The organism is Chlorobaculum sp. MV4-Y, from assembly GCF_025244685.1.
Lineage (GTDB): Bacteria > Bacteroidota > Chlorobiia > Chlorobiales > Chlorobiaceae > Chlorobaculum.
Map to the genome: position 1 here is coordinate 688,737 of NZ_CP104202.1, position 24,814 is coordinate 713,550.

At 57.3% G+C, this 24,814-nt stretch carries 20 protein-coding genes, 1 tRNA gene and 1 pseudogene; 8 read left to right on the forward strand and 14 right to left on the reverse strand.

The features are described 5' to 3' along the window. Positions 1 to 3 precede the first annotated feature (3 nt). The 8 genes and pseudogenes from NY406_RS03270 to NY406_RS11285 form a co-directional block, all read right to left on the reverse strand. Positions 4 to 77 (reverse strand) — tRNA-Met (locus NY406_RS03270). Between the two features lie 54 nt (positions 78 to 131). Then, a complete protein-coding gene (locus NY406_RS03275; RefSeq protein WP_260633324.1) occupies positions 132 to 872 on the reverse strand; it encodes a 2-C-methyl-D-erythritol 4-phosphate cytidylyltransferase in 741 nt (246 codons plus the stop codon). Positions 873 to 877: 5 nt separating this feature from the next. After that, entirely contained in the window at positions 878 to 1,918 is a 1,041-nt protein-coding gene (queA, locus tag NY406_RS03280; protein ID WP_260633325.1) for a tRNA preQ1(34) S-adenosylmethionine ribosyltransferase-isomerase QueA, read from the reverse strand. Positions 1,919 to 2,033: 115 nt separating this feature from the next. Next, positions 2,034 to 5,207, reverse strand: coding sequence for a beta-phosphoglucomutase family hydrolase (locus NY406_RS03285; protein WP_260633326.1), 3,174 nt, complete (start codon positions 5,205 to 5,207; stop codon positions 2,034 to 2,036). A 40-nt stretch (positions 5,208 to 5,247) separates the two neighbouring features. Next, on the reverse strand, positions 5,248 to 6,510 hold the full coding sequence (locus NY406_RS03290; RefSeq protein WP_260633327.1) for a trehalose 6-phosphate synthase: 1,263 nt from the start codon (positions 6,508 to 6,510) through the stop codon (positions 5,248 to 5,250). Between the two features lie 141 nt (positions 6,511 to 6,651). Next, positions 6,652 to 7,296, reverse strand: a complete 645-nt coding sequence (gene tmk / locus NY406_RS03295; protein WP_260633328.1) for a dTMP kinase — start codon at positions 7,294 to 7,296, stop codon at positions 6,652 to 6,654. A gap of 6 nt (positions 7,297 to 7,302) precedes the next feature. After that, positions 7,303 to 7,779, reverse strand: coding sequence for an alpha/beta fold hydrolase (locus NY406_RS11280; RefSeq protein ID WP_411267088.1), 477 nt, complete (start codon positions 7,777 to 7,779; stop codon positions 7,303 to 7,305). Continuing rightward, positions 7,664 to 8,161: pseudogene (locus tag NY406_RS11285) on the reverse strand (alpha/beta fold hydrolase); the annotation flags it as partial. The pseudogene NY406_RS11285 and the gene NY406_RS11280, both read right to left, overlap by 116 nt. Positions 8,162 to 8,404: 243 nt before the next feature. Between NY406_RS11285 and NY406_RS03305 the strand changes: the two are divergent. Together NY406_RS03305 and NY406_RS03310 are read left to right on the forward strand one after the other, a co-directional pair. Next, a complete protein-coding gene (locus tag NY406_RS03305; protein ID WP_260633329.1) occupies positions 8,405 to 8,839 on the forward strand; it encodes a hypothetical protein in 435 nt (144 codons plus the stop codon). A 210-nt stretch (positions 8,840 to 9,049) separates the two neighbouring features. Then, positions 9,050 to 9,562, forward strand: a complete 513-nt coding sequence (locus NY406_RS03310; RefSeq protein WP_260633330.1) for a Spy/CpxP family protein refolding chaperone — start codon at positions 9,050 to 9,052, stop codon at positions 9,560 to 9,562. Between the two features lie 81 nt (positions 9,563 to 9,643). On the opposite strand, the gene NY406_RS03315 is transcribed toward NY406_RS03310, so the two are convergent. Beyond that, complete coding sequence (locus NY406_RS03315) at positions 9,644 to 10,354, reverse strand: SDR family oxidoreductase (protein ID WP_260633331.1); 711 nt, start codon at positions 10,352 to 10,354, stop codon at positions 9,644 to 9,646. A gap of 376 nt (positions 10,355 to 10,730) precedes the next feature. Between NY406_RS03315 and NY406_RS03320 the strand changes: the two genes are divergently transcribed. Then, a complete protein-coding gene (locus tag NY406_RS03320; RefSeq protein ID WP_260633332.1) occupies positions 10,731 to 10,925 on the forward strand; it encodes a hypothetical protein in 195 nt (64 codons plus the stop codon). A 122-nt stretch (positions 10,926 to 11,047) separates the two neighbouring features. On the opposite strand, the gene NY406_RS03325 is transcribed toward NY406_RS03320, so the two are convergent. Both NY406_RS03325 and NY406_RS03330 read right to left on the reverse strand, forming a co-directional pair. Beyond that, entirely contained in the window at positions 11,048 to 12,259 is a 1,212-nt protein-coding gene (locus tag NY406_RS03325; RefSeq protein WP_260633333.1) for a hypothetical protein, read from the reverse strand. Positions 12,260 to 12,461: 202 nt separating this feature from the next. Beyond that, positions 12,462 to 13,019 carry a hypothetical protein gene (locus NY406_RS03330; RefSeq protein ID WP_260633334.1) on the reverse strand — a complete coding sequence of 186 codons (558 nt, stop codon included), beginning with the start codon at positions 13,017 to 13,019 and terminating at the stop codon, positions 12,462 to 12,464. A 164-nt stretch (positions 13,020 to 13,183) separates the two neighbouring features. On the opposite strand from NY406_RS03330, the gene NY406_RS03335 reads away from it, so the two are divergent. Together NY406_RS03335 and NY406_RS03340 are read left to right on the forward strand one after the other, a co-directional pair. After that, on the forward strand, positions 13,184 to 15,085 hold the full coding sequence (locus tag NY406_RS03335) for an ABC-F family ATP-binding cassette domain-containing protein (RefSeq protein ID WP_260633335.1): 1,902 nt from the start codon (positions 13,184 to 13,186) through the stop codon (positions 15,083 to 15,085). A 19-nt stretch (positions 15,086 to 15,104) separates the two neighbouring features. Continuing rightward, complete coding sequence (locus NY406_RS03340) at positions 15,105 to 15,806, forward strand: DNA alkylation repair protein (protein WP_260633336.1); 702 nt, start codon at positions 15,105 to 15,107, stop codon at positions 15,804 to 15,806. A 90-nt stretch (positions 15,807 to 15,896) separates the two neighbouring features. On the opposite strand, the gene NY406_RS03345 is transcribed toward NY406_RS03340, so the two are convergent. From NY406_RS03345 to NY406_RS03355, 3 genes are all read right to left on the reverse strand, one after another. Then, positions 15,897 to 18,074 (reverse strand): prolyl oligopeptidase family serine peptidase, encoded by a 2,178-nt coding sequence (locus NY406_RS03345; protein ID WP_260633337.1) that lies wholly within the window; start codon positions 18,072 to 18,074, stop codon positions 15,897 to 15,899. 37 nt (positions 18,075 to 18,111) lie between these two features. Continuing rightward, positions 18,112 to 18,690, reverse strand: a complete 579-nt coding sequence (locus tag NY406_RS03350; RefSeq protein WP_260633338.1) for a flavodoxin family protein — start codon at positions 18,688 to 18,690, stop codon at positions 18,112 to 18,114. 111 nt (positions 18,691 to 18,801) lie between these two features. Next, the gene (locus NY406_RS03355; protein WP_260633339.1) at positions 18,802 to 19,851 is read right to left on the reverse strand and encodes an RluA family pseudouridine synthase; all 1,050 of its coding nucleotides are present in this window, start codon (positions 19,849 to 19,851) and stop codon (positions 18,802 to 18,804) included. Between the two features lie 122 nt (positions 19,852 to 19,973). Here NY406_RS03355 and lpdA point away from each other — a divergent pair, with 122 nt between their 5' ends. From lpdA to bchD, 3 genes are all read left to right on the forward strand, one after another. Beyond that, the gene (gene lpdA / locus NY406_RS03360; RefSeq protein ID WP_260633340.1) at positions 19,974 to 21,383 is read left to right on the forward strand and encodes a dihydrolipoyl dehydrogenase; all 1,410 of its coding nucleotides are present in this window, start codon (positions 19,974 to 19,976) and stop codon (positions 21,381 to 21,383) included. A 184-nt stretch (positions 21,384 to 21,567) separates the two neighbouring features. After that, on the forward strand, positions 21,568 to 22,746 hold the full coding sequence (gene bchI / locus NY406_RS03365) for a magnesium chelatase ATPase subunit I (protein WP_260633341.1): 1,179 nt from the start codon (positions 21,568 to 21,570) through the stop codon (positions 22,744 to 22,746). Next, a complete protein-coding gene (gene bchD, locus NY406_RS03370) occupies positions 22,743 to 24,605 on the forward strand; it encodes a magnesium chelatase ATPase subunit D (protein ID WP_260633342.1) in 1,863 nt (620 codons plus the stop codon). Before bchI ends, bchD begins: the two co-directional genes overlap by 4 nt. Positions 24,606 to 24,814 lie beyond the last annotated feature (209 nt).

Sequence of the window (24,814 nt, forward strand, 5' to 3'; positions counted from 1 at the left end):
AAGTGGTGAGGGAGGGAGTTGAACCCTCGACCTCAGGGTTATGAATCCTGTGCTCTAACCAACTGAGCTACCTCACCTTAAGGGCCAATAATATACGGTGTCGCCTTTCTAAAAGCAAGAACCGAGATGAATTAATTTTTGGATTTTCTGGCTTTCAGTCCGGCAAGAATCGCTTCACCGATGAAGACATCTTCGGGCGTGGTGATCTTGATATTGTGGTAGCCGGTTTCGTAGATGCGAATCGCTTGCTGTGGAAAATAGCGCTCCACGAGCGCTGCGTCGTCGGTGGCGTACCACTGCTCTTCGGCGGCGAGGCGGTGAGCTTCGATGAGCTTTGCGGGGGCAAATCCCTGTGGTGTCTGTACCTGAAGCAGGCGGCTGCGGTCGAGCGTTTCGCCGAAAATCTCCGGATTGCAGCCGACGTACTTGATGGTGTCCTTGGGCTTTGTGGCGGGCACGCACGCGCCGTGTATCGCCGAGAGCTGCGCGATGTCGTCGATCTCCTCCGGCTGGATGAAGGGGCGCGCGCCGTCGTGCACAAGGATCGCGTCGGGTATCACTCCTGAGGTTTCGATCTCCTGTTCGATCAGTTTCATGCAGTTGCCGATCGAGTCCTGTCGCTCTTTGCCGCCTTCGATGATGCCCTTGATCTTTGTGAATCCGTTTGCTTTTGCAATCTCGTCGAAAACCGGAATGCTGTCGGGCAGCGTGGCGATATAGACCGACTCGACGGTCGAGGCCTCCTGAAACGCTTTCATGGTGTGCCAAATAACCGGCTGGCCTCCGATTTCAAGCATCTGCTTGCTGAGGCCTCCATCGAGTTTCATGCGTTTGCCGACGCCGCTGGCGGCGATGATAACAACGGTTTTCATGAGCGTCAGATGATGAGCATCGAGTCCCCGTAGGCGAGGAAGCGGTAGTTGTTCTTGAGCGCGGTCTTGTAGGCCTCCATGAGCAAGCGGTGCTCGGCAAAAGCGCTGACCACCATCATAAGCGTCGTTTCCGGTTGCTGGAAGTTGGTGATGAGCGCGTCGGTGACCTTGAAGTTGTAGGGCGGGTAGATAAACTTGTCGGTCCAGCCCTGACCGAACTTGATCTTACCCTCAACCGTCGCGTTGGCTTCGAGCGCGCGACACGTGGTGGTGCCGACGACGAACACCCGGCCCGACTTGTTCATTTTGGTCTCGTTGACCTCCATGGCCGTCTGGTAGGGGATGTTGAAGTACTCGGAGTCCATCTTGTGTTTCGAGACATCCTCGACCTCGATGGCGTTGAAGGTGCTCAGGCTTGGATGCAGGGTGATGGGCAGAATCTTGACACCGATTTTCTGGAGTTGCTGCAACAGGGGCATCGTAAAGTGCAGCCCGGCCATCGGCGCAACCACTGCGCCAGTCTGGCTTGCGTACACCGTCTGGTAGTCGCCGCGATCCGATTCCTTCGGTTTCCGGGTGAAGTAGGGAGGAAGCGGCACGTGGCCGATCTTTTCGACCATCTGGAACACGTCGATGTCCGGATTGAGGAAACGGATCGTGCGGCCTCTCGACGTCGTGTTGTCCACCACCTCGGCCACCACGTCATCCTCGAAATAGATCTTGTTGCCGACGCGAACCTTGCGGGCCGGATCGACCAGCACGTCCCAGAGCCCGGCCTCCTTGTTCAGCTCCCTGAGCAGGAAGACTTCGATCTTGGCGTCGGTTTTCTCCTTCTGGCCGAAAATTTTGGCCGGAAAGACACGGCTGTTGTTGACCACGAGCAGATCGCCCTTTTTAAAGTAGGAGACGATGTCGGTGAACACTTTGTGCTCTATCTCTTTTTTGCGACGGCTCAAAACCATCAGCTTGCAGGCGTCGCGGGGCGATTCGAGGTGATCGGCGATTCGTGTTTTGGGAAGGGTGTATCGAAAGTTCGAGAGCCGCATATGCTGTTGTGGGTCAAAGGGTGAAGTGCCCGTAAGTATAAACCTTGAGTATATAGCGTTTCAGGTTAAAATAACAAAACCGGGAGGGTTTCGCTTCCCTCCCGGTGCACTACGTTCAGTCGAGCTGGACGGTCAGTTCCTCACCTTTTTTGAGGGTGACGGAGCGGCCCCCGATAAAGGCCGGCAGTTCGTTGGCATCCGATTCGGTCAGCGTGACCGAGACACTTTGGGGGGTGATGACAATCCTGTACCAGCTCTTCTGGAAACTGAGATTTGTCTCGATGCGCCTCCAGTGCGACGGGAGGTTGGGCTTGATGTTTAGCATGTTCTTGTGGAAAGCGATGCCCGAGAAGTAGCGGGTGACGGTGTCGATGGTTCCCGCCATCACGCCGCAGTGCAGGCCTTCAGGCGTGGTGCCGCCCTGTGTATCGTGAATGTCGCTCCGCAGCGCTTCGATGAACCAGTTCCATGCCGTTTCATGCCCGTTGAGCAGGTAGCTTGAAATAATCGAGTGCACCACCTTGCTCAGGGTCGAGCCGTGGCTGGTGCGCGGTTCGTAGAACGCGTAGTTGTCGCGCACGAACCTGAGCGGGTCGGCAACGTGGTAGCCGAGCTTTTCGAGAATGGCGCAAACCTCCGCCGGAGCGAGCGTGTAGAATGTCATCAAGACGTCGGCCTGCTTGGCCACCTTGTAGTGGTCGGGCGAGTCGTTCTCGGCCTTCAGAATCCTGTCCATCCGGTGGATGTTGCCGTACTTGAGTTTGTAGTGCTCCCAGTCGAGTTCCTTGAGTCCCATGTAGCCATCGAACTGTTCAAGGATGCCGTTCTGGTCAATGAGCACGTTCATCTTGCTCGAAATGTCGCGCCACAGCATGAACTCGTCGTGGCCGATACCGATCTTTTCCATCAGACCATCCATCACTGAAGGGTCGAGCTTCTGGCTGATTTCAAGCGCTTTTTCGAGCAGCCAGGAGGTCATGATGTTGGTGTAGGAGTTGTCCTTCACTCCGTGCTTGCCCGAACCTGGAAGCTCCTCGTGGAACTCGTCCGGCCCCATGATGCCCTCGATGTGGTAGCGCCCGTCATCCGGCGAGAAGGTGGCGATGCTGGCCCAGAAACGGGCGATCTCGAACATCATCTCGGCACCGTAGTTGTTCAGGAACTCCGTGTCACCGGTGTCGTGCACGTATCGCCAGGCGTTGTAAAAGACCGCGATCGAGACGTGCCGCTGACGGCAGCTCAGGTCGGGATCCCAGGCGCCGCTCTTCGGATTGTAGTGGATGGTCGGCGTCTCCTCGCGTCCGTCGTCGGCGGTCTGCCAGGGATACATCGCGCCGCGGTAGCCGTTGTCACGTGCGTACTCGCGGGCCGCGTCGAGGTGGTGGTAGCGGAACATCAGCAGCGCTCGAGCGACCTCGGGCAGGTGCTGGATAAAGAACGGCATGATGTAGATTTCGTCCCAGAAGTAGTGGCCGCGGTAGCCTTCGCCGCTCAGCCCGCGGGCGGCAATGCTGGCGTCGATGTTGACGTTGTGAGGCGATGTGGTTGAGACGAGGTGGTAGATGTGCAGGCGGATCACCTTCTGGGTGAAACGGTCGCCGTCGATCTTCATGTCGGTCTTCTGCCAGATTTTATCCCAGGCTTCGATGTGGCGTTCGAGTAACTCGTCGAAGCTGCCTGCCGAAGCGAGGCTCTCGCGGCCTGCTGAAACCGGATCGTGATGACCGGCATCGCGGGAGGTATGGATGGAGACCACCTTGTCAATCGAGCAGCTCCGCTCAGCCGATACCTGGAGGCGGAAATGTTCGCTGATCCAGCGCGGGCTGCTGGTGATGCTGCCTTTGCAGACCGATTTGGCGTGGTAGCCGCAGCGGAGCGTCGTTCTGGCGTGAGTGACAATATCGGTTTTGGAATGGCTCGTGCGCACGTGCAGGAAGACACCCTCATCTTCGCCCGAATGGCCATGATCGACATGTTCGAGGTGATCTGTCGAAAGGCTGTTATAGCGCAGGACGTTGCGGTTCTGCACCCGTCCGTCGATGGTCGAGCGGATTTCGATCTCTGCCGAGTAGTTGACCGGCTGGATGGTGTAGCGGATCGCCGCGATATGCGGGTTGTCCATGCTACAGAAGCGCTTGCTCCTGATCCGGGTGATGTCGCCGAGCGTGTCCTGAATCACCATTTCACGTTCCATCACGCCGTGGCGCATGTCGAGATTCTGGCGGTAGCTGAGAACCTTCTGCTCCAGCGGATTGATGAACTCGCCGTTACCGATCCTGAACTCGATGGGCAGCCAGTTGGGTGCGTTGACCATGTCGTTGTTCCAGACGGTCTGGCCGTGCACCTTCGACGGAAGCTTGTTGAACACACCCGCCAGATAGGTGCCGGGGTAGTGATGCGCCGAGGTCATGCCGCCTTCGAATGCGCCACGCACGCCCATGTAGCCATTGCCCGTGGTGGTCAGCGACTCTCTGAGCCGCTCGTCTTTCGGCGACCACGAATCGTAGCGGAGATTCCATCCCTCATGTTCGAGCCCTGTGTCGAACCACTTATCAATCTCCTCGATGGTGATTTCGCCGAGGTCTCTGACTACGATGTCCGCGCCCTGTTCCTTGAGCTTGATGCCTTCGATTTCGCGCGCGATGCCGAGCACCAGCCCGAAATTGCCCTTTGCCCCGGCCTGGACGCCCGAAATGGCGTCTTCGACCACAACGCAGTCGTGCGGTTCGAGGCCGAGGTTGGCCGCCGCGGTGACAAAAATATCGGGATTCGGCTTGCCCTTCAGCTTCAGCTCGATGGAGACCTCGCCGTCAACCCGTGTTTCAAAAAGGTCTTCAAGTTTTGCGAGCCGGAGGATGAGCTGGCAGTTGCGGCTCGACGAGGCGATGCCGATGCGAATGCCGCGGGCCTTGAGCGCCTTTATGAACTCCACCGAAGTTTGGAATACCTCGGGACCTTCCTTGATGAGGATTTCGGTGAAGAGGCTGTTCTTGCGGTTGCCGAGTCCGCAGACGGTCTCCTTTTCGGGAATGTCGTCGAGTTCGCCGTACGGAATTTCAATATCTCTTGACGCGAGGAAGCTCTTGACCCCCTCCATTCGCGGTTTGCCGTCCACATATTTCAGATAGTCGTGCACCGGATCGAAAGGGACATAAGGCTCATTGTTGACCTCGGCGTAATTCTGCAAAAAGGAGTTGAACATCGCTTCCCAGGCAAGGCTGTGGATTTTGGCCGTGCCGGTGATGACTCCATCGAGATCGAAAATGACGCCTTTGAAATTCATACTCATTCCATGAAAACAGTTAGAGGATTATCGGTGAAAATGCCGTTCAGAGCGAGAGCAATCCGAGGATGGTCAAAAGGATGTCAGGGTAGGGCACCATATAGCTTTTCGGGCAGATTTCCCTGACGCGCCGCATCAGCTTTTCATCCCTGGTGACAAAGATAGCCCAGACATCGTCGTACATCTCCATCGCCTTTTTCAGCATCGGGATGTCCGAAGAGGTGTCGCCGCAGACCAGTACCGGCTCGCCTGCATGGTCGATATTGAGCTTGTGGCAGATGAACTCAAGGCCGTCGCCCTTGTCGAAATCACGGATCAGGCCCGTTTTGGGATCGACGTCGATGGTCAGGATGATTTCGATGTCGAGGCCGGTATCCTCGATCCGGAAGTTCTTGCCCTCCGGATCGATGTCGCGCACGATGCCCTTGACCTTTTCGAGGAATGCCGCTGACTCGGCTTCGTTGACCGAGCGGGTGATGTCTTGCCGGGCGATGGTGGTTTGCCCGAACTTGATCTGCAAGGCCGAGCCGATGAAATTGAACTTCTCGAACGACGGATCGAGCAGCAACTGCTGCATCCGTTCGTTGAGCAGCCGGATCATCTCCTGCTTGCCGGGTTCGATGGGAAAGCTGTGGAACTGGCCGTCGATGTCGATGAACTCGCGCCCCTTGGAGCCGGCATAGATGAAGATGTGCTCCGGGTTGATCGAGACGTTCAGGATGCCGAAATCCTTGAGTGGAGCCGAAGTGATAATCATCGGATAGCGGCAGCAGTTTTTGGAGAAACGCGACAAAAAGACCGAGTTGTAGATCGGCTGGATCGAGGAGCGGTAGCGTCCGCAATAGTTGTTGGTGGTGCCGTCGCGGTCGGTGATAAAGGCGCTGAACGATTTTCCCCGCAGCATCTCAACCCCTTCGGTGACGTAGTCGGTGAAGCCGGGAATGAACTTCGCCAGGTACTCGATGAAGCGGTCTTCGCCGTATTCGAGGTAGTAGATGTCTTTCTGAAGCTCGCGGATTTCGTAGGTCAGGTCAACCTCGATCTGCTTCATGCCATCGAGGCGAAGCAGTCGCTGGCCTGTATAGTCGTCGATGTAGATGGTTTCGAGGGAGTAGAGGGCGTTTTTCAGAGATTCGAGACATCCTTTGCCGACGACTCTCTGTTTCATGATGTTTCTGACGATCGGCTCTCTCAGGTCTCTCGTTTCGGCCTTGAGCCGGTACAGTTCCTTGAGCGTCCTGATATCCTGCAACGTGATGGGGAAGTTACAGGTACGGAGACTTCTTTCATTGACAATGGTGGTATGCATGAGAAGCCGGCTGAAGGAGAATGGTGCTGAGTTTGAACGTAAATTTACAAAAAAAGTAACAGTAATCCAGTATAAACAAAGATGATGTATCGTTCAGTTTCGAAAAAAGATAGTCAAGCTTCCGGTTCCTGAACGCTGTTTTTACCCGGATTTTGCACAGAGCGCATCGAGGCTTTCCACGATTTTTCGGTGGATTTCCGCCTGATGGAGAAGCGCGTCGATCATGACGCAGCGCGACGGGTTTTCAGCGCCAATCTTGTGATATCCTTCACGTACCCGCCGGTAAAACTCGAGTCCCGAGTTTTCCATCCGGTCGAGCTCTTCGGATTCAAATGCCAGTGGCAGGGACTTTTCGGAAAACTTTCTCATGAGCGCGTCTTCCGGGGTGAGGTCGAGATAGAAGGTGACATCCGGTACAAGGCTGCATGAGGCGATGCGGTTGATTTCGGCCAGCATGTCGAGGTCAAGGCCCCGTCCGTAACCCTGATAGGCAGTCGTTGAATCGAAGAAGCGGTCGAGAATGACGTCACTGCCGTTTTCGAGCGCCGGCCTGATAACCTGCTGCACCAGCTCCGCGCGGCTTGCGGCAAAGAGCAGCAGCTCTCCTACGGGGGTGATGTCGTTGCGGCTTTCGAGCAGCAGCTCCCTGATCTCTTCGGCCACGGGAGTGCCTCCTGGTTCGCGCAGGGCCAGAACTTTGCGTCCCCGCTCCTGGAGATAGCGTTTGAGCTTCATGACCTGCGTCGATTTTCCAGCTCCGTCGATTCCTTCAAATGTAATGAGCATAACAAGTTAAGGCAATGGTGGTTCCTGGTGAATGAATTCCGTGATTGCTGTGCTGAACTGTTCCGGATATTCGAGCATCGGAGAGTGGCCGCACTCCCGGAAGATGACCAGCTTTGCATGAGGTAGCTCTTTCTTCACGATGTGGGCAATTTTTGGCGAGATGTATTGGTCCCGATCGCCCCAGATGATCAGTACGGGTTGTTTCAGTTCCCGGGGCCTCGCTCGCAGGCCGGTGCGCTTCAGGTCGAGCTTTAGCATGTCGCGGTTCAGGCTCATGACGGTCTCGTAAGCATCGCGGTCTCGCGCAATCTGGAGTACTTTGCGGTACGTTCCATCGTCGATGGCCTGCCGGTTGGTTGTGAATCGCCACGTCGAGCATTTTGCCAGCGATGCGCCGCTCGCCGGTAACGAGCGGTTTGAGCACATGGCGTCCGCCCGGCAGGCTGAGCGCTCTGGCAAACGATGGCAGGACGATGAAGCCATCCGTGTTACTGAGCACCATCTTTTTGAAGGTGCCGGGATAAAGCGGTGCGGTTGCGAGCAGATACTTCCCGCCCATCGAATGCCCGGTGCCGTAAACCTCGCCATGAGCAGCTGCATCAGTTTTCCTGAGGAATTCATGAATGAGATCGGCGTAGAGCTGCAAGGTGTAGGGAATCGTCCGCGGCTTGTCCGATTCGCCGAAGCCGAGCAGGTCGAGGCCAAGTACTCTGAATGAGCGGGCAAGCAGCGAAATCGATGGGCCGTAATAATCAGCCGATGACGAGATGCCGTGAAGCAGCAGCATCACGGGTGCATTGCCTCCGGTGTCGATATAACGGTGGCGGTGACCGCTGAGAGTAATATATCTGCTCCGGATTGGCATGGATGGGCGGGTTGTTGAGGTGATAGTCGTGAGGCCTGTCTGGCAGCACACAAAAATAATCAATGATCAGCAAAAAAAGAGCATGCGCGCACAGGGGTACGATTTATTTATAAAAACAGATTACGCCACCTCGTTATTTATTGAAAAAAATGTATGTTCCCGCCACGGAGAAAACACCACATTTCACAAATGCCACTTTACAGAACACATAACCGTACCCTCAGGGACGCAAGAAGGCCTCTCATGAACAGAACGGTTGTGGTGGCTGCGGCGGCGGTCGTGGTGTGTTGTGGTTTGAGCGGCTGCGCCGGATTCTCTGACGAGAAGGTGAATTTGCCCCGTACAGACCTTAATGGCGCCATCATCTCTCCTGCCAATACCCTCCAGTCATCTTCAGTCAGCGACATGCCGCCCTGGATCGACCTGTATCGCGAAAAAAAACTGGTAAATGTTTCTTCCGTTGACCATGTCGTCATTGTCACCTTCGAAACGCAGGCTGGCCGTGATGAGTTCTATTACCACTATTTCGACAGGTTCAATGGCGAGGAGAACTTCTCATCCTTTCGGTACAACCGTGACATCATCAGTTTCGTCAGGGATGGCTACGGCATCAAGATTACCCTGCTCGATTCGACCAAAAATCTCTGGTCACTTGAATATCATCGCCAGATGATCTGAAGCCCGAAGGCATGCAGTCTTCTCTTTTTCCTTTCCATCTTTTCGCCGAGGATTCTCTTTGGCTATTCCTGTCGCACCCATTTTCCCCTGCGCAAAAAAATTTTATACCAACGCATGAATTGGGCGGTAGGCGTCGTCCTATGGGGTGAAAAAGGATCCCTATCGATGAATTCAGGCGCCTCGAATACAAAAATCAAACGAAAGAAAACGATGAAAAAGAAGTTAGTGATGACGGCCCTTGTTGCAGGGCTTTTGGGTAGTGCCGGCACGGTTTTCGCCGCCAGCAGCAATGATCAGCCAGTGCCATGTGCGCGGCCAGGTATCTCCGGGCCGGCTGATGCCCGTGGTTATGGTATGGGTCCGGAGGCCCGGTTCGCGTGGCAGGATATGAGGCAGCAGCGGATGAAACAGGCGCTTGACCTGAGCGACATTCAAGAGCAGAAAATGATGGAGCTGAGGCGCGGCTTTTATCAGGAGAGCCGTCCGGTCAGGCAATCAATGAGGAATTTGCAGCGCGACCTCGCGCTCGAATCGGTCAAACAGTCGCCCGACAAGCGCAGGATATCTAACCTTACCCAGAGAATCGGCAGGGAGCATGTGCGCCTGGCGCAGCTCGAAAGCCGCCATCTGCGCGAACTGGCCAAGGTGCTTGATGCAAGGCAGCTCGACCGCTTGCTTCAGATGAAAGACAATTTCGGCGGCAAGCGCTGGGGCAGAGGATAATCTGTTTTCCGCAAAGGAGCGGTAATGAAAAAGTCGGAAGTTTTTCCTCTTCCGGCTTTTTTATTTGTGGCAAAGCCGCTGTCAGTGCGCCTGGCCGGTCGGGCGGATGATGATTTCGCTCACATCCACATGCGGCGGCTGGCCGAGAGCGAAGAGCACTGCGCGGGCGACATCCTCCGAAAGCAGTTCCGGTGCTGCCGGTTTCTGCAACCCCTCCCAGAACGGCGTATCGACGATACCCGGTTCGACCAGCGTCACCCGCACGCCACGGCTTGCTACCTCGTTGCGGATCGCCTGCGCTATGCCGGTGACGGCCCATTTTGTGGCGGCGTAAAGGTTGCGGATCGACGTCACGCGGCCCAGCACCGAGCCGGTAACGAGGAAATGTCCTCTGGTTTTGAGCAGCTCCGGCAGCGTGAGCCGCGCCGTTGCCGCCGCGCCGAAGACGTTGGTCATCACCATGTCGCGCCACTCGTCGGGCTTGTGCTCACCGTCGATGAACGACGATCCTTTCGAGAATCCTGCATTGGCGAACACCGCATCGAGCCTGCCGAAGCGCTCGATTGTTTTCTGCACCATCGCCTCCTGTCGGCTCCACTCCGCCACGTCGCACGGCACGGCCATCGCCCGCTCGGTACCGAGTTCATCGACAAGCGCTGCCAGCTTTTCGGCCGATCGCGCCGCCACCACAACCTTCCAGCCCGCCTCCACGGCCTGAATCGCGGTCGAACGCCCGATGCCGCTCGAAGCCCCGGTGATGAGAAGAACCTTTCCGTTATCTGATGTGCTCATGATGTGCTATTTGTATGGTTTCTCGAAGTTTGCGTGGGGGCAATATACGACGGCAGCTAAATTTGCTTTCATGACGGACGTGTGGGGTGCACACAATCCAACCACTTGCTCCGGGCAAGTAAAACCGGACTTTCCATTTCGGAAAGAATATCAGTTTGTTTTCAACCGTCGGGTCTCCTTGGTTTAAGAGTTCTGACGATATTACTGATCATAGTCAAGGGGAGCGGAAATTGGTAATAGCGGCTCGGGGCATAAAGCGGTCGATTCGCGGATCATGATTTCAACGACGAGCTTCGCCTGACTTATGTGGCCAAATTCCCGGTTTTTCCATAGATTGGGGGCATCATATCGTCAACCCGTAAAATCAGTTGTTGCTATGGCTATGATGGATCCGGCAAGCTGGATGTTCGTGCTTGTTGTCAGTATCGTCTGCTCGATTGCCTGCGCGATTGTTTCGTTCAATAAGGGATATCGCGGTTCTCCGGTGTTCGCCTGGTTCGGCGCGGGCTTTGTGTTCAGCGTGTTCGCCCTGATCGCCATTATCCTTGCTCCGCACCATCACGAGGCGTGAATAGGGGAGGGGGACGCGCTCCGTTTTCAGGTTCCCTTCCAAAACAAAAAAGCTGTCCCGGTTTTGCTTCCGGGACAGCTTTTGGTTGTGTCAACACCTGATACGATCACCAGCCAGAGCTGTTAACGCACCTGGTTCCATCCGCCGTCAGGATTTCCATGGATGCGTCCGCTATTGTCGGACTTTCCGTTGGAGTTGTCTTTAGAATCTTTGTCGTCAGATCCTTTTCCTTCAAAGCTCTTTCGATCAGAACTTTTTCCATCAGAATCCTTTCGCTCAAAGCTGCTGCCGTCCAACCTTCTTCCGTCAGAATTTTTTCCTCCAAAGCTCTTTCCTTCAAAGCTCTTTCGCTCAAAGCTTTTTTCATCGGAATCTTTTCGGTCAAAATCTTTTCCGTCAGAACCTTTGCTATTGAACCATTTGCCGTCAGGTTTTTCATCAGGAACTCCCTGAGGCTGTGGTTGCGTTTGTAGCAATGGCATCGGTTTGAAACCGGGCCTGGCGTCATCCTTTCTGAGATCTAATGTATTATCCAGCCGCTTGTCACCGGATTTGAAATCGGGGCGACCATCGGATTTGCTGTCAAATTGCCTGTCACGGTCGTCTCGCTGAATTTTCATTCTCTGTTCCCTGAAATGACTGTCCCAGTAAGCGCGGTCGTACCTGTAGTATTCGCGGTCGCGGCGGCGCCTGATGTCGTTCCAGTCATGCCGTCTGATCTGGTCAGGAATATCCCAATTCCTTACCGGAGCCCACGGCCCGCGGTAGTTCGATGAGCGGAACCAGCCGCCATCGCGGTAGATAAAGTAGAAATTGCCGAGCTTGATGACGTCGTAGTCCCAGCCCCAGGAGACGGCAAAACCGTAATCGTCGAGATAGATGAAATCCGGGCCGTAGTTCCCGACATAAAACGGGCCGTCGCCATACCGGGCACGCTGATCCCTGAAGTGCCTGTCCCAGTAAGCGCGGTCGTACCTGTAGTATTCGCGGTCGCGGCGGCGCCTGATGTCGTTCCACCGGTATCTCCTGAGCTGGTAGGGCAGGTTCCAGTAGCTGACGGCAGCCCACGGCCCGCGGTAGTTTGGCGAGCGGAACCAGCCACCGTCCCGGTAGATAAAGTAGAAATTTCCGAGCCTGATGACGTCGTAGTCCCAGCCCCAGGAGACGGCAAAACCGTAATCGTCGAGATAGATGAAATCGGGACCGTGGTTCCCGACATAACGAGGGCCGCCAATGTTGATATTCAGATTGACTTCAGCCTGGGCATTGTTCTGGGGTGTGCCGAGCAGCAATCCTGCAAACCCGGCAGTGGCGAGAAAGAGTGATTTTTTCATGGATCGGTTCCTTTGACTTGTATGGTAAACCTCACTGGCCGGAATCGCGATGCCCTGAAAAAAAAGCAGCGGGTGCCGAAATCCGTCCTGTTCAACAGTTGAGACGTTGTCAGCCGGTAAATCTTTCGACAATCAGCAAGAAAAAAACAGTCAGGTTCAGTCAGGCCGGTTATTGCCCGATACCCTGTTTCGCCATTTCTGCTCAGCGCAGATCGCGTATTTTTTCAAGCAGCAGTTTGTGCGCAGCAAGTTCCGGATCATTCTCGGAAAAGCCGTTGGTTTCAAGGTTCTTGGCCACGAATTCAAGCATCCGCCGGTCGAGGTGTTCGGCAATGCCGAGCATGTGCGAACGGTGGTGCAGCAGCTCGAAGAGAATCACTTTCTCTGCCTGGTTCCGTTTCATCTTTTCGAGGATGCGCGCCATGAGGTCGTTGTCCAGATGGCGCGAGACCTCGCTGAAATATTCGAGCGGCAGGTCGTTGGCGTAATTCACCGCCTGATCGATGCCCATCGTTCGGCAGACGCCTGCGGAAATTTGCGGGCGGATATGTTCGACCATGAGCGGAACGACGATGAAGTGGGGAATGAAGCGCACGATCGAGCCGATGGCGTGGTACAGCTCGTCGAAACCGTCGGTTTTATTGTCTACCACAGCCTTGACGTAACTGGTGAGCGCCTCCTGCTCCTCCTGCTTGAGGTTTTTGAGGGCTTCGGGCAGCGGGATTTCGGTCCAGGCGAGCGTTTCTTCAATTGTTGCCATGGCAAGCTTCATTGTCCGGCACGGTGTACCGGGGTTAGGAAGGGTCGTAAGAGCCGTTGGTGTAGATTTTATTGTATGGAAAATAATGATGATATGGAAACGAAGCTCCGGCTGGGAAGAGGAATAGTATATTGAGGCTTTTTCAGGGCTAAACAAGGGCGGACATGGTATTACTGACGGTTGAAGGGATTGGCAAGACGTACGGGTTGAAAACGCTGTTCGAGGAGGTGTCGTTCGGCATCGATGACCGCGACAAGGTTGGCATCATCGGCGCGAATGGCAGCGGCAAGAGCACGCTGATGAAAATCCTGGCCGGGAGTGAGACGCCCGACACCGGAAGGGTGATGGTGTCGAAGGAAAAGAAAATCTCTTACCTGCCGCAGGTCTCGCCATACGACGAGGACGACACCGTGCTCGAAGCGGTGCTCAAGTCGGGCGACAAGGTGATGGCGCTCATTTGCGAATATGAACTGGCCCTTGAGGCGCTCGAACATGCTGAAGGCGACCACCAGACCGCCCTGATCGAGAAGGTGACGCATCTGTCGCACGAACTCGACGTGAGCGGCGCTTGGGAGCTGGAGTCGAACGCCAAGGCGGTGCTCGGCAAGCTCGGCCTGAACGATCTGACGGCGAAAATGGGCACGCTCTCCGGCGGCCAGCGCAAGCGTGTGGCGCTCGCCCACGCCCTTGTGGCGCCGAGCGATGCGCTGATTCTCGACGAACCGACCAACCACCTCGATGCCGACAGCGTCGAGTGGCTCGAAAGCTACATCCGCCGCTACGCCGGGGCGGTGATTCTCATCACGCACGACCGCTACTTCCTCGACCGCGTCGCCACCCGCATGATCGAGCTGGACGGCAAAACGGCCAAAACCTACACCGGCGGCTACGCGAGCTACCTCGTCCAGAAGGAGGAGGAGGAGGAGCAGGAGATTCGCGACGAGCGCAAGCGCAACGCACTCGCCAAGCAGGAGCTTGAGTGGATGCGCACCGGCGCGAAAGCCCGCACCACCAAGCAGAAAGCGCGCTTGCAGCGAGCCGAAACGCTGGTCTATGCGCCGAAAAAGGCAGAGACGCAGGAGATGGAGATCGGCTTCGGCGCGGAACGGCTTGGCAACAAGATCGTCGAGTTCCACGACGTCTCGAAGTCGTGGGGCGAGAAGAAGCTGCTTCGCTCGTTCGACTACCTGCTCGAAAAGGGCGACCGCATCGGCATCATCGGCCCGAACGGCTCCGGCAAGACCACGCTGCTCGAAATGATTGCCGGGCGCGTGAAGCCCGACAGCGGGCGCATCGAGATCGGTCCGACGGTGAAAATCGGCTACTACGATCAGGAAAGCCGCCACCTCGACGACGAAAAGCGCGTGATCGAGTACATCAAGGAGGAGGCCGAGCAGATTAAGACCAAGGACGGCACGCTGGTCTCCGCCGCCAAGATGCTCGAACGGTTCCTCTTTTCAGGGGCAGCGCAGTACAACCCCATCGGCAACCTTTCGGGCGGCGAGCGGCGGCGGCTCTACCTGTTGCGCCAGCTCATCGGAGCGCCGAACGTGCTCTTGCTCGACGAGCCGACCAATGACCTCGACATCCCGACCCTGCGCGTGCTCGAAGACTACCTCGACACCTTTCCGGGGTGCCTCGTTGTCGTCAGCCACGACCGCTACTTCCTCGACCGCACCGTCGAGCACATCTTTGCCTTCGAGGGCGATGGTATCGTGCGCCGCTACCCCGGCAACTACACCGTCTATCTGGAGATGAAAGCCGCCTTCGCCGATGAGCCAGCCGCAAAGCCGAAACCTGCGACCGCGCCACCCGCAAAACCTGCGCCGGTGGTGGCTCCGTCGCCGAAACAGCGCAAACTCAACAGCAAGGAGAAGCGCGAACTGGAGTTGCTCGAACAAGCCATCGCCGGAGCTGAAGCGCGGCAGGAAACGATCAACGCAGAGCTCGCCGCTGCCAGTTCCGACTTCGATGCCGTTCAGCGCCTTGGTGACGAACTGCACGCGATTCAGGCAAAGCTCGATAGCGACATGGCGCGCTGGGCTGAATTGGCCGAGTTCGCGTGAATTTTTAAAGAAGATCGCTATGCTTGCTGCAATTCAATTCCGCCTCGAATCTCTTGCCGACACGCCGACAGCGGCGATTCTCCGTCGCTTTTTCAAGACCGGCCCCGGTGAGTATGGCGAGGGCGACCGGTTTCGCGGCATCCGCGTACCGGTGCTCCGCAAGCTGTGCCGGGAGTTCCGGCATGCGGGCGTCGAGGTGATTTCGGAGCTGCTCGACTCGCCGTGGCACGAAGACCGGATGCTCGCGCTGCTCCTGCTCATCGAGCGCTACCGGGCGTCGAGCGAAAGCAGCAGGAGGGAGGCGCTGTACGAGTTCTACTGCACGCGAACCGACCGCGTCAACAACTGGGATCTGGTCGATCTCTCCGCGCCCTGCGTCGTTGGCCGTCATCTCCACAATCGCGACCGCTCGCGGCTTTACCGCTTCGCCGAATCGACCAGCCTCTGGGAGCGCCGTATCGCCATCGTTTCGACCTTCCATTTCATCCGTAACAACGACTTTGCCGACACTATTGCCCTTGCCGAACGGTTGCTCGCCGACCCCGAAGAGCTGCTCCACAAAGCCACCGGCTGGATGCTCCGCGAAGTCGGCAAGCGCGATCAGCCATTGCTTGAAGCCTTCCTTGACCACTACGCCACCGTAATGCCGCGCACGGCATTACGGTATGCTATCGAGCGCTTGCCGGAGGATGAGCGGCGGGCGTACCTGCTGCGTCGGTGAGTTGAGAGTGGACGATATGGATTAGGTGGACGGGAGTTGTTTGGCAGGGGTACTGCCGTGTACCCCTGCAATTCACTCATTCAAAATTCATCATTGGGCGGCTCCGCCGGTCTGCCACAATCCGAAGCTCAGCATGTCAGCCAGCGATTCGAACTGCTTGGTCTTCGTGTCGCCGATGCCGTGGCCGGCTTTGTAATCCGTAAAAAAGAGCACTGGTTTGCCGGAGGTGGTCGCTTCCTGTAACCTTGCGGCAAATTTGGCGGGTTGCCAGGCAGGGACTCTGGGGTCGTTCATGCCTGCGGTGATGAGCGCCGCAGGATATTTCACGCCGTCGCGGAGGTGCAGGTAGGCGTCCATCTCGAGAAGCGCTTTGCACTCTTCGGGGTTTTTCACCGTGCCGAATTCAGGGACGTTGACCGGGCCGTTGGGGCTGAATTCGCCTCTCAGCGCGTTGAGCACGCCGACCTGCGGCATGGCGGCGGCGAAGAGGTCGGGGCGTTCGGTCATGGCGCGTCCAATGAGGATGCCACCCGCGCTTGCCGAGTTGATGGCGATATGTTCGGGCGAGGTGTAGCCCTTATGAATCAGATATTCGGCGCAAGCGATGAGGTCTTTCCATGTGTTCGGCTTGGTCGATTTCATGCCAGCCTTGTGCCAGGCATCGCCCAGCTCGCCACCACCGCGCACGTGGGCCACGGCGATCATGCCGCCCTTGTAGGTCCAGAGCAGGAACGAGGGGCTGAAGAACGGAGTCATCGAGTTGCCATACGCGCCGTAGCCGTAGATCAGCACGGGGGTTTTGCCGTCGATCTTCATGCCGCGATTGTAGATCAGCGACAGCGGCATCTTGACGCCGTCGTACGAGGTCGCCATCACCTCTCTGACTTCGAGGTTGTCGTACTCGGGATAGCTCGCTTTCGAGGAGAGCGTTTCGTCGATGAAGCGGTTGTGGCGCAGGTCGTAGCGGTAGCGCCGGTAGTCATGGTTCCAGCCGCCCATGACCGTCCACAGTTCAGGCCTGTCGAAGCCTTTCGAGCCGATTGACATCGTGCCTGCCTCGAACGGAGTTTCGATCTTCTCTGGCTGCCTGCTGTCGTAATTCTGATGGTACAACTCTTCCCGGACGCCGTTGGTCGAGATGGTGTAGAAAAGTCCCTTGTCGGTCAGGGCGAGGGCGGTGAGTGTTCCTTCCGCCGGCTCGGGAATGACCGTTTCTGCTGTCGCCAGATCGGGATTGTCGAGGGAGGTTTTCAGCACCTTGAAACGAGGGGCGTTCTTCGGGGTGAAAACGTAGAGGTCGTGCTTCGTAGTTGCGAAATCGTACACCTCGTCTTCGGGGCGGAAGAGCTGCTTCCACGCAATTGTCGATTCGTCAATCGCGTCGGCAGGGGCGTACCATGCGGTGACTCTCGGATCGACGCTGCTCACGAAGGCATAAAGCTTGAGGCTTTTGCGGTCGTATGAAACATAGGGAATGTCCTCTGCCTTGATTTTAAGCTCAGGATCGTGCGTGCGCGAAAAGATTTCGCGGTCGGTCGAAGGATCGGTGCCCACGACGTGCAGCCAGACCCGGCTGTCTTTCTGACGATTCTGGTCGAGCGGGTCGTTGCTGTTCATGCGGGTGTAGTAGAAGGCGTTGCCATCCGGCAGCCACGAAGGGGAGGCGAAGCGGCACCGGTCAATTCTCTCGGGCCATATATGGCCGTTTCTGACATCCATGACGAACAGGATCGCGTCTTCCGAGCCATTCGCCGACACGCCGATGACCACCTTTGAACCATCGATGTTCGGCGTCGCCTGGCTGATGACGAATGTGCCGCCGCTGCCATCCTTGTAGGTCGCCGGGTCGAACAGCAGGCGCTCCTTGCCTTTGTACCCTTCCCGGAAAAAGAGCTTGCCGGTTTCGTCGGCAGGGGTTTGCTTGAGGTAGAAGTAGCGGTTGTTGTCGGTGATCGACAGGTCGTAGATTTTCTCCGGGCGGCGCTTGTCGAACTCCACCATCTTCGCGAGCAATTCGCTGCGGACGGGAATGGAGTCGAGCACCGCGCGGGCCTGATCAGCCTCTCGTTTGTACCAGTCCAGAACCTTCGGGTCTTTCAGATTCTCAAGAGGCCGGTACGGGTCGGCGATGCGCTCGCCGCAGACGGTTTCGACGACATTCGCCGATGGCGCAAACATGTTCGCCTTGCTTCCCGCAAAGGTTGGAATCGACGAGATGAGCAGAAGGGCAACGAGGTGCAGGAGGAAAGAAATCCGGAGTGTTCGCATATGGGATCAGAATAGTAAGTGACTAAATAATAAATTGTTACGCATTCAGTTTCTTCAACAGGAAGGCCATCGATTTGCCAAGGTCGCGCATGTTGTCCATACCTTCGGCGTCATTGACCACCTCGCCGCCGTCGCGTCCGCCAAAACCGAGGTTCCAGTAGGTCGAACCGACCATGAACATCTGGCAGATTTGGAAGAGGTGGTTGATGCTGTCATAGGCGTGAATGCCGCCGCCCCGCCGGAGCGAAACCACAGCGGCTCCGACCTTGTGGCGGAAAAGCTGGCCGTTGGTGCGCGACACGAAACCCGCGCGGTCGATGAGCGCTTTCAGCTCGGGCGTGATGTCGGCGAAGTAGGTGGGTGAACCGAGAATCATGCCGTCGGCCTCCGCCATCTTCGCGAAGATTTCGTTGAATCCGTCGTTTTTGGTCGAGCACTGGCTGTTCTTGTTTTTGGTGCAGGCGTAGCACGCGCGGCACCCCTTGATGTCCGTGCCGCCGACCTGGATCAGCTCCGTTTCGATGCCCTCCGCTTCGAGCGATTCGAAGACGGTTTTGAGCATGATCGAGGTGTTGCCCGCCGGGCGCGGGCTGCCGTTGATGCCGATGACTTTCATTGTATAGCGCTGTTCCGGAGAGGTTCGTCGTCCGGAGAATTAATAAATATGTTCATGCAATATAATCGATTAGCTCAGAGAGAAGTAACGTCGGGGAGCTGTAAACCGTTTTCAGCATGGATTTGCCGTCATAATGGTTCGACTTTTTTCAAGCACGAGCTGCATGTCCTCCGGCAGGGGTGCGGTGAAGATGAGCAGTTCGCCGGTGGTGGGCTGGCGGAAGCGGAGCGTTTCGGCGTGCAGCGCCTGGCGGCCCATCAGCTCCAGCAGGTTTTTCGTGAACTGCTCGCTTTTGCTGAATGGCAGCGTGCGCGGCGTGGCGCCGCCGTAGGTTTCGTCGCCGAGGATCGGGTGGCCGATGTGTTGCAGGTGCACACGGATCTGGTGCGTGCGTCCGGTGTGCAGCGTCATATCCATCAGCGCGAAGTAGCTCAGATCCTCGATCACCTGGTAGTCGGTGATGGCGTGCTTGCCCTCCGCGCCCTCGTAGGGAAAGTTGGCCATCACCTTGCGGTTTTTGTGCGAGCGCCCGATGTTGGTTTTGATCGTGCCGGACGGCGGATTCGGCACGCCCCACACAATCGCCTTGTACACCTTTTCGACCTGCCGCCTGGCGAATTGCGTGGCGAGTTTGTGCAGAGCGACCGGATTCTTGGCGATGATGATCAGCCCCGAGGTGTCCTTGTCGAGCCGGTGTACGATGCCGGGGCGCATCTCGCTTTTGTCGAGCTCGTCAGCATCCTTGCCGAGGTGATGCAGAATCGCGTTGGCCAGTGTACCCGTCCAGTTGCCGAACGCCGGATGCACCACCATGCCCGCCTCCTTGTCGATCACCATCAGGTCGTCATCCTCGTAGAGAATGCTGATCGGAATGTCCTCCGGCGCAAGCTCTGGCGCGGGCGGGCGCAGGAAGGTGATGTGAATCTGGTCGTTCGATTTGATGCGGTAGTTGGACTTGACCGGCCTGCCGTTGACCAGCACGCGCTCTTCCTCGATCGCCTCCTGCACCTTGTTGCGCGTGGCGTTCTCCACCTGCTGGGTGAGGTAGCGGTCAATGCGCATCGGGGTCTGCACCTTGCTGACCTGGATGGTCATCTTCTTCGGTTCCAGTTCCGGCGGAAGCCCGGCGGGCGATTCGGTTTTTAACGGCTCTTTTTGCATTTTGTGACGGCTTCGGTCATGACTTGTGAATGTTATTATAGTCAAAGAATCGACTCGTGCAACCGTGATTGTTCATCACCACCGATTCCGGGTGTGATGCGCTTCACACAACCAGTTTCGTTATGCAGCAGGCAGACAATTTCGCAGCGCAATTCGATGTCGCTGTCATCGGCTCCGGCCCCGGCGGTTATGAAGCGGCGATTCACGCCGCGCGTCACGGCCTGAAAACCTGCCTTGTCGAAAAGTCGAGCCTCGGCGGCGTGTGCGTCAACTGGGGCTGCATTCCGACCAAAGCGCTGCTTCGGAGCGCAGAGGTGTACGATCTGGCAAAGAATCCCACGACTTTCGGCGTCAATGTCGGCGAGGTGTCGTTTGATCTCGCGCAGGCTGTCAAGCGCAGCCGGAACGTGGCGCTGAAAAGCTCGAAGGGCGTGGCGTATCTGCTGAAGAAGGCTGATGTGGAGGTGTGGGCGGGCGAGGCGGCACTGGCCGGCGGTGCGGGAGTGACCGTCACCATGCAGGATGGTTCCGTGCGCACGCTTGAAGCTCGGAATATCATCATCGCGACTGGGTCGAAGCAGCGCGTGATTCCGGGACTGGAACCGGACGGCAAGAAGATCATCACCAGCCGCGAGGCGCTGATTCTGAAAGAGGTTCCGGAGTCGATGATCGTGGTCGGCGGCGGAGCGATTGGTGTCGAGATGGCCTGGTTCTACGCCAAGGCGGGCGCGAAGGTGACCATCGTCGAGCTGATGTCGCGCATATTGCCCGCCGAGGATGCGGAGGTTTCGGAGGCGCTGAAGCGCTTGTTCGAAAAGGCGGGCATCGCCGTGCACTGCGGGGCAAAGCTTGATAATGTTGCCGTCAGCGATGCCGGAGTGAGCGCGGAGCTGGTCGAAGAGGGCAAGGAGCCGCAGAAGCTTGACGCGACGTGCCTTCTGGTTGCTGTCGGCGTGACCGGCGCGATCGATGGACTTGGCCTCGAAGCGGCGGGCGTCGAGACGGAGCGAGGATTCATTCGCACCGACGGTCAGTGCCGCACCTCCGCGCCGGGTATCTACGCCATCGGCGACGTGCGCGGCGGGATGCTGCTGGCGCACAAGGCTTCGGCGGAGGCGGCGATTGCCGTCGAGGCTATTGCCGGAAAGTCGCCTGAGCCGTTGTCGGAGTCTCTCATTCCGCGCTGTGTTTATGCCCAGCCATCGGTGGCGTCCGTCGGCTTGACCGAGGAGGCTGCGATCAAGGCGGGGCATCAGGTTGTGGTTGGCCGCTCGCAGTTCGCCGCATCGGGCAAGGCTAATGCTTACGGGCAACTTGAAGGTTTCGTCAAACTCGTCTTCGATGCCACGACAGGCCGGATGCTCGGCGGTCATCTCATCGGCCACGACACGGTCGAGCTGATCGGCGAACTTGGCCTGGCGTGCCGCTACGGCGTGACCGCCGAAGGCCTCGTGAATACGGTTCACGCCCATCCGACCCTGTCGGAAACGGTCAGGGAGGCGGCGTTCGATGCACTTCAAAGCATGGGGTAAAACCCGGTTTTTTGTGAGTTTTTTTATCGTGCCACATTCGTGAAAAGGGTTTGTTATGTCTATGGTAAAAGCATAAATTCAAAGTTCATTATTTGATTTTCGTCTTTCGTCTTAACCAAGCCAGCCCTGCCGGGAAAACCGTGATCGGCGAAGCCCGGGTCGGGTACTAACCAACCAATCGACTATGACCCAGACTGCCAAAGCCGCAAAAAAAACCACTTCAGCCAAGGCATCGGCCGCCAAGGAAGCCAAGGTAAAGGCAACTGCAGAAGAAACGGCTGTGACTGAAGTCAAGAAGCCGACTGCAAAAAAGAAAAGTGCCCTGGCATTCCCCTTCACTGCCATTGTCGGACAGGAGGAGATGAAGCTCAGTCTGATTCTCAATATCATCGATCCGAGGATTGGCGGTGTTCTGGTCATGGGTCATCGCGGTACCGGCAAGAGCACGACCGTCAGGGCGCTGGCCGAGGTGCTTCCGCTCATCCCGCGCGTCAAGGGTGATATCTACAATCGTACTGTCGAGCAGTACATCGAGATGGAGTCTGCCGGCAAAGGCGCTGCTCCGATCAAACCAGAGGATGTCAAGACGGAAATGATTCCCGTGCCGGTCGTTGACCTTCCGCTCGGTGCTACCGAAGACCGTGTTTGCGGAACCATCGACATCGAAAAGGCACTCACCAGCGGTGTCAAGGCGTTCGAACCCGGCCTGCTCGCCCAGTCCAACCGTGGTTTCCTCTACATTGACGAAGTCAACCTGCTCGACGACCACCTTGTTGACGTGCTCCTCGACGTGGCCGCCAGTGGTAAGAACGTCGTCGAACGTGAAGGTATCAGCATTCGCCACCCCGCCCGCTTCGTGCTTGTTGGTTCTGGCAACCCGGAAGAGGGCGAGCTTCGCCCGCAGCTCCTCGACCGTTTCGGTCTGCACGCCCGCATCATCACCATCAACGATGTCGCCAAGAGGGTGCAGATCGTCAAGCTCCGCCGCGAGTATGATGAGGATCCGGAAGCTTTCATGAAAAAGGTCTCCCGTGAGCAGCAGAAGCTTCAGAAGAAGATCGTCGCAGCCCAGCAGCTTCTTCCGCAGGTTACGATGGACGACGCGGTGCTTACCGACATCGCCCGCCTCTGCATGAACCTCGGTATCGACGGCCACCGCGGCGAATTGACCATCACCCGCACAGCCCACGCCTATGCCGCCTGGGAGGGTGACAAGGAGGTGACCATGAAACACGTTCGCGAAATCGCCGGTCTCTGCCTTCGCCATCGCCTCCGCAAGGATCCGCTCGAAACCGTCGATGCGGGCGAGAAGATCGATCGCGAACTTGCAAAAGTACTGGGAGAGGCCGAAGCAGCAGCATGATAGCATTTACCGACATTGTAGGAATGGATCTGGCCAAGCAGGCGCTCATGCTCTTGGCCGTCGATCCCTCCCTTGGCGGTGTCGTGATTCCTTCGACCGTAGGTTCGGGAAAATCGACGCTCGCAAGGGCTTTCGCCGACATTCTGCCTGAGGGCACTCCCTTTGTGGAGCTGCCGCTGAACGTGACTGAAGACCGCCTCATCGGCGGTGTCGATCTCGAAGCGACCCTCGCCTCCGGCCAGCGTGTTGTCCAACACGGTGTGCTTTCAAAGGCCCACAAGGGCGTGCTCTATGTCGATTCGCTCAGCCTGCTCGACAGCTCCGCCGTGTCGCACATCATGGATGCCATGAGCCGTGGTGCGGTCATCGTCGAGCGTGAGGGTCTCAGCGAGGTGCATCCGGCGGACTTCATGCTGGTTGGCACCTACGATCCGAGCGACGGCGAAGTGCGCATGGGACTGCTCGACCGCATCGGTATCATTGTGCCGTTCACACCGGTCAACGACTATCGTGCCCGCAAGCAGATCGTCAACATCGTCATGGGCACGCGCGACGAGGAGGATACGCAGGACGAGCTGCGCATGTTGCGTGGTCTCATCGATGCGGCGCGTGAGCAGTTGCACAAAGTCTCCATGACCAACGAGCAGATCAAGGGTCTCATCCAGACCGCCATCAGTCTCGGCGTCGAAGGCAACCGTGTTGACATTTTCGCGATCCGTGCTGCTATCGCCAACGCTGCGCTCAACCAGCGCACCGAGGTGGACGACGAAGATCTGAAGCTCGCCATGAAGCTGGTGCTGGTGCCGAGGGCGACCCGTATGCCCGAGCGCGAACCCAACCCCGAGGAGATGGCCCAGGACGAGCCTCCGCCGCAGGAGGAGCAGCCGCAGGACGAAACCGAGGATCAGAACGCGCCGCCGGACCAGACCGACTCCGATGCCGAAGAGGAACAGGAGGAGACGCCCGACATGATCGAGGAACTGATGATGGATGCCGTCGAGACCGAACTGCCCGACAATATCCTCAACATCTCCCTTGCCTCCAAGAAGAAGGCAAAAAGCGGCAGCCGTGGTGAGGCGCTGAACAACAAGCGAGGCCGCTTTGTGCGTTCGCAGCCGGGCGAAATCAAGAGCGGCAAGGTCGCCCTGATTCCGACGCTGATTGCCGCCGCGCCGTGGCAGGCATCGAGAAAAGCCGAGCAGGCAAAAAAGGGCATCAAGTCCACTGCTGCGCTCATCATTGGCAAGGATGATGTCAAGATCAAGCGTTTCCGCGACAAGTCCGGTACGCTCTTCATCTTCATGGTGGACGCGTCCGGCTCGATGGCGCTGAACCGCATGCGCCAGGCCAAGGGCGCGGTGGCGAGCCTGTTGCAGAACGCTTACGTGCATCGTGACCAGGTCAGCCTGATCTCGTTTCGCGGCAAGCAGGCGCAGGTACTCCTGCCTCCATCGCAGAGCGTGGATCGCGCCAAGCGCGAGCTTGACGTGCTGCCGACCGGCGGCGGAACCCCGCTTGCCTCGGCCTTGCTCACCGGTTGGGAAACCGCCAAGCAGGCGCGTACCAAAGGTATCACGCAGATTATGTTCGTTATGATCACCGACGGCCGCGGCAATATTCCGCTGGGTGCTGCGTACGATCCCAACGCGACCAAAGCCTCCAAGGAGGAGCTTGAGAAAGAGGTCGAAGCATTAGCTCTCTCCATCCAGGCCGATGGTATCGCCTCCATCGTGGTCGATACCCAGATGAACTACCTGTCACGAGGCGAAGCCCCCAAGCTCGCACAGAAACTCGGTGGCCGGTACTTCTACCTTCCCAACGCCAAAGCCGAACAGATCGTCGAAGCAGCGTTGAGCTGACTCGCTTTTTTGTCACGTACCGTCCTACTGCAAGGTAGGGCGGTATCATGTCTTCTTTTTCTCCGAACTGGAACACAGGTTTTACCCTTCGCATCGCGCGGTCAACTTATAGCACAATGTGGTGCGATTATATTCTTTCTTGTTCCCTTGATTGTTCCACTTCGTTTGTCTTCCACAGCACAGGCCCTTATCGAGTCTGCCTTACGTTC

Coding starts and splice junctions, on each gene's coding strand:
- NY406_RS03275 (WP_260633324.1), bottom strand. CDS start 872: ATGAAAACCGTTGTTATCATCGCCGCCAGCGGCGTCGGCAAACGCATG.
- queA (WP_260633325.1), bottom strand. CDS start 1,918: ATGCGGCTCTCGAACTTTCGATACACCCTTCCCAAAACACGAATCGCC.
- NY406_RS03285 (WP_260633326.1), bottom strand. CDS start 5,207: ATGAGTATGAATTTCAAAGGCGTCATTTTCGATCTCGATGGAGTCATC.
- NY406_RS03290 (WP_260633327.1), bottom strand. CDS start 6,510: ATGCATACCACCATTGTCAATGAAAGAAGTCTCCGTACCTGTAACTTC.
- tmk (WP_260633328.1), bottom strand. CDS start 7,296: ATGCTCATTACATTTGAAGGAATCGACGGAGCTGGAAAATCGACGCAG.
- NY406_RS11280 (WP_411267088.1), bottom strand. CDS start 7,779: ATGGCTTCATCGTCCTGCCATCGTTTGCCAGAGCGCTCAGCCTGCCGG.
- NY406_RS03305 (WP_260633329.1), top strand. CDS start 8,405: ATGAACAGAACGGTTGTGGTGGCTGCGGCGGCGGTCGTGGTGTGTTGT.
- NY406_RS03310 (WP_260633330.1), top strand. CDS start 9,050: ATGAAAAAGAAGTTAGTGATGACGGCCCTTGTTGCAGGGCTTTTGGGT.
- NY406_RS03315 (WP_260633331.1), bottom strand. CDS start 10,354: ATGAGCACATCAGATAACGGAAAGGTTCTTCTCATCACCGGGGCTTCG.
- NY406_RS03320 (WP_260633332.1), top strand. CDS start 10,731: ATGGCTATGATGGATCCGGCAAGCTGGATGTTCGTGCTTGTTGTCAGT.
- NY406_RS03325 (WP_260633333.1), bottom strand. CDS start 12,259: ATGAAAAAATCACTCTTTCTCGCCACTGCCGGGTTTGCAGGATTGCTG.
- NY406_RS03330 (WP_260633334.1), bottom strand. CDS start 13,019: ATGGCAACAATTGAAGAAACGCTCGCCTGGACCGAAATCCCGCTGCCC.
- NY406_RS03335 (WP_260633335.1), top strand. CDS start 13,184: ATGGTATTACTGACGGTTGAAGGGATTGGCAAGACGTACGGGTTGAAA.
- NY406_RS03340 (WP_260633336.1), top strand. CDS start 15,105: ATGCTTGCTGCAATTCAATTCCGCCTCGAATCTCTTGCCGACACGCCG.
- NY406_RS03345 (WP_260633337.1), bottom strand. CDS start 18,074: ATGCGAACACTCCGGATTTCTTTCCTCCTGCACCTCGTTGCCCTTCTG.
- NY406_RS03350 (WP_260633338.1), bottom strand. CDS start 18,690: ATGAAAGTCATCGGCATCAACGGCAGCCCGCGCCCGGCGGGCAACACC.
- NY406_RS03355 (WP_260633339.1), bottom strand. CDS start 19,851: ATGCAAAAAGAGCCGTTAAAAACCGAATCGCCCGCCGGGCTTCCGCCG.
- lpdA (WP_260633340.1), top strand. CDS start 19,974: ATGCAGCAGGCAGACAATTTCGCAGCGCAATTCGATGTCGCTGTCATC.
- bchI (WP_260633341.1), top strand. CDS start 21,568: ATGACCCAGACTGCCAAAGCCGCAAAAAAAACCACTTCAGCCAAGGCA.
- bchD (WP_260633342.1), top strand. CDS start 22,743: ATGATAGCATTTACCGACATTGTAGGAATGGATCTGGCCAAGCAGGCG.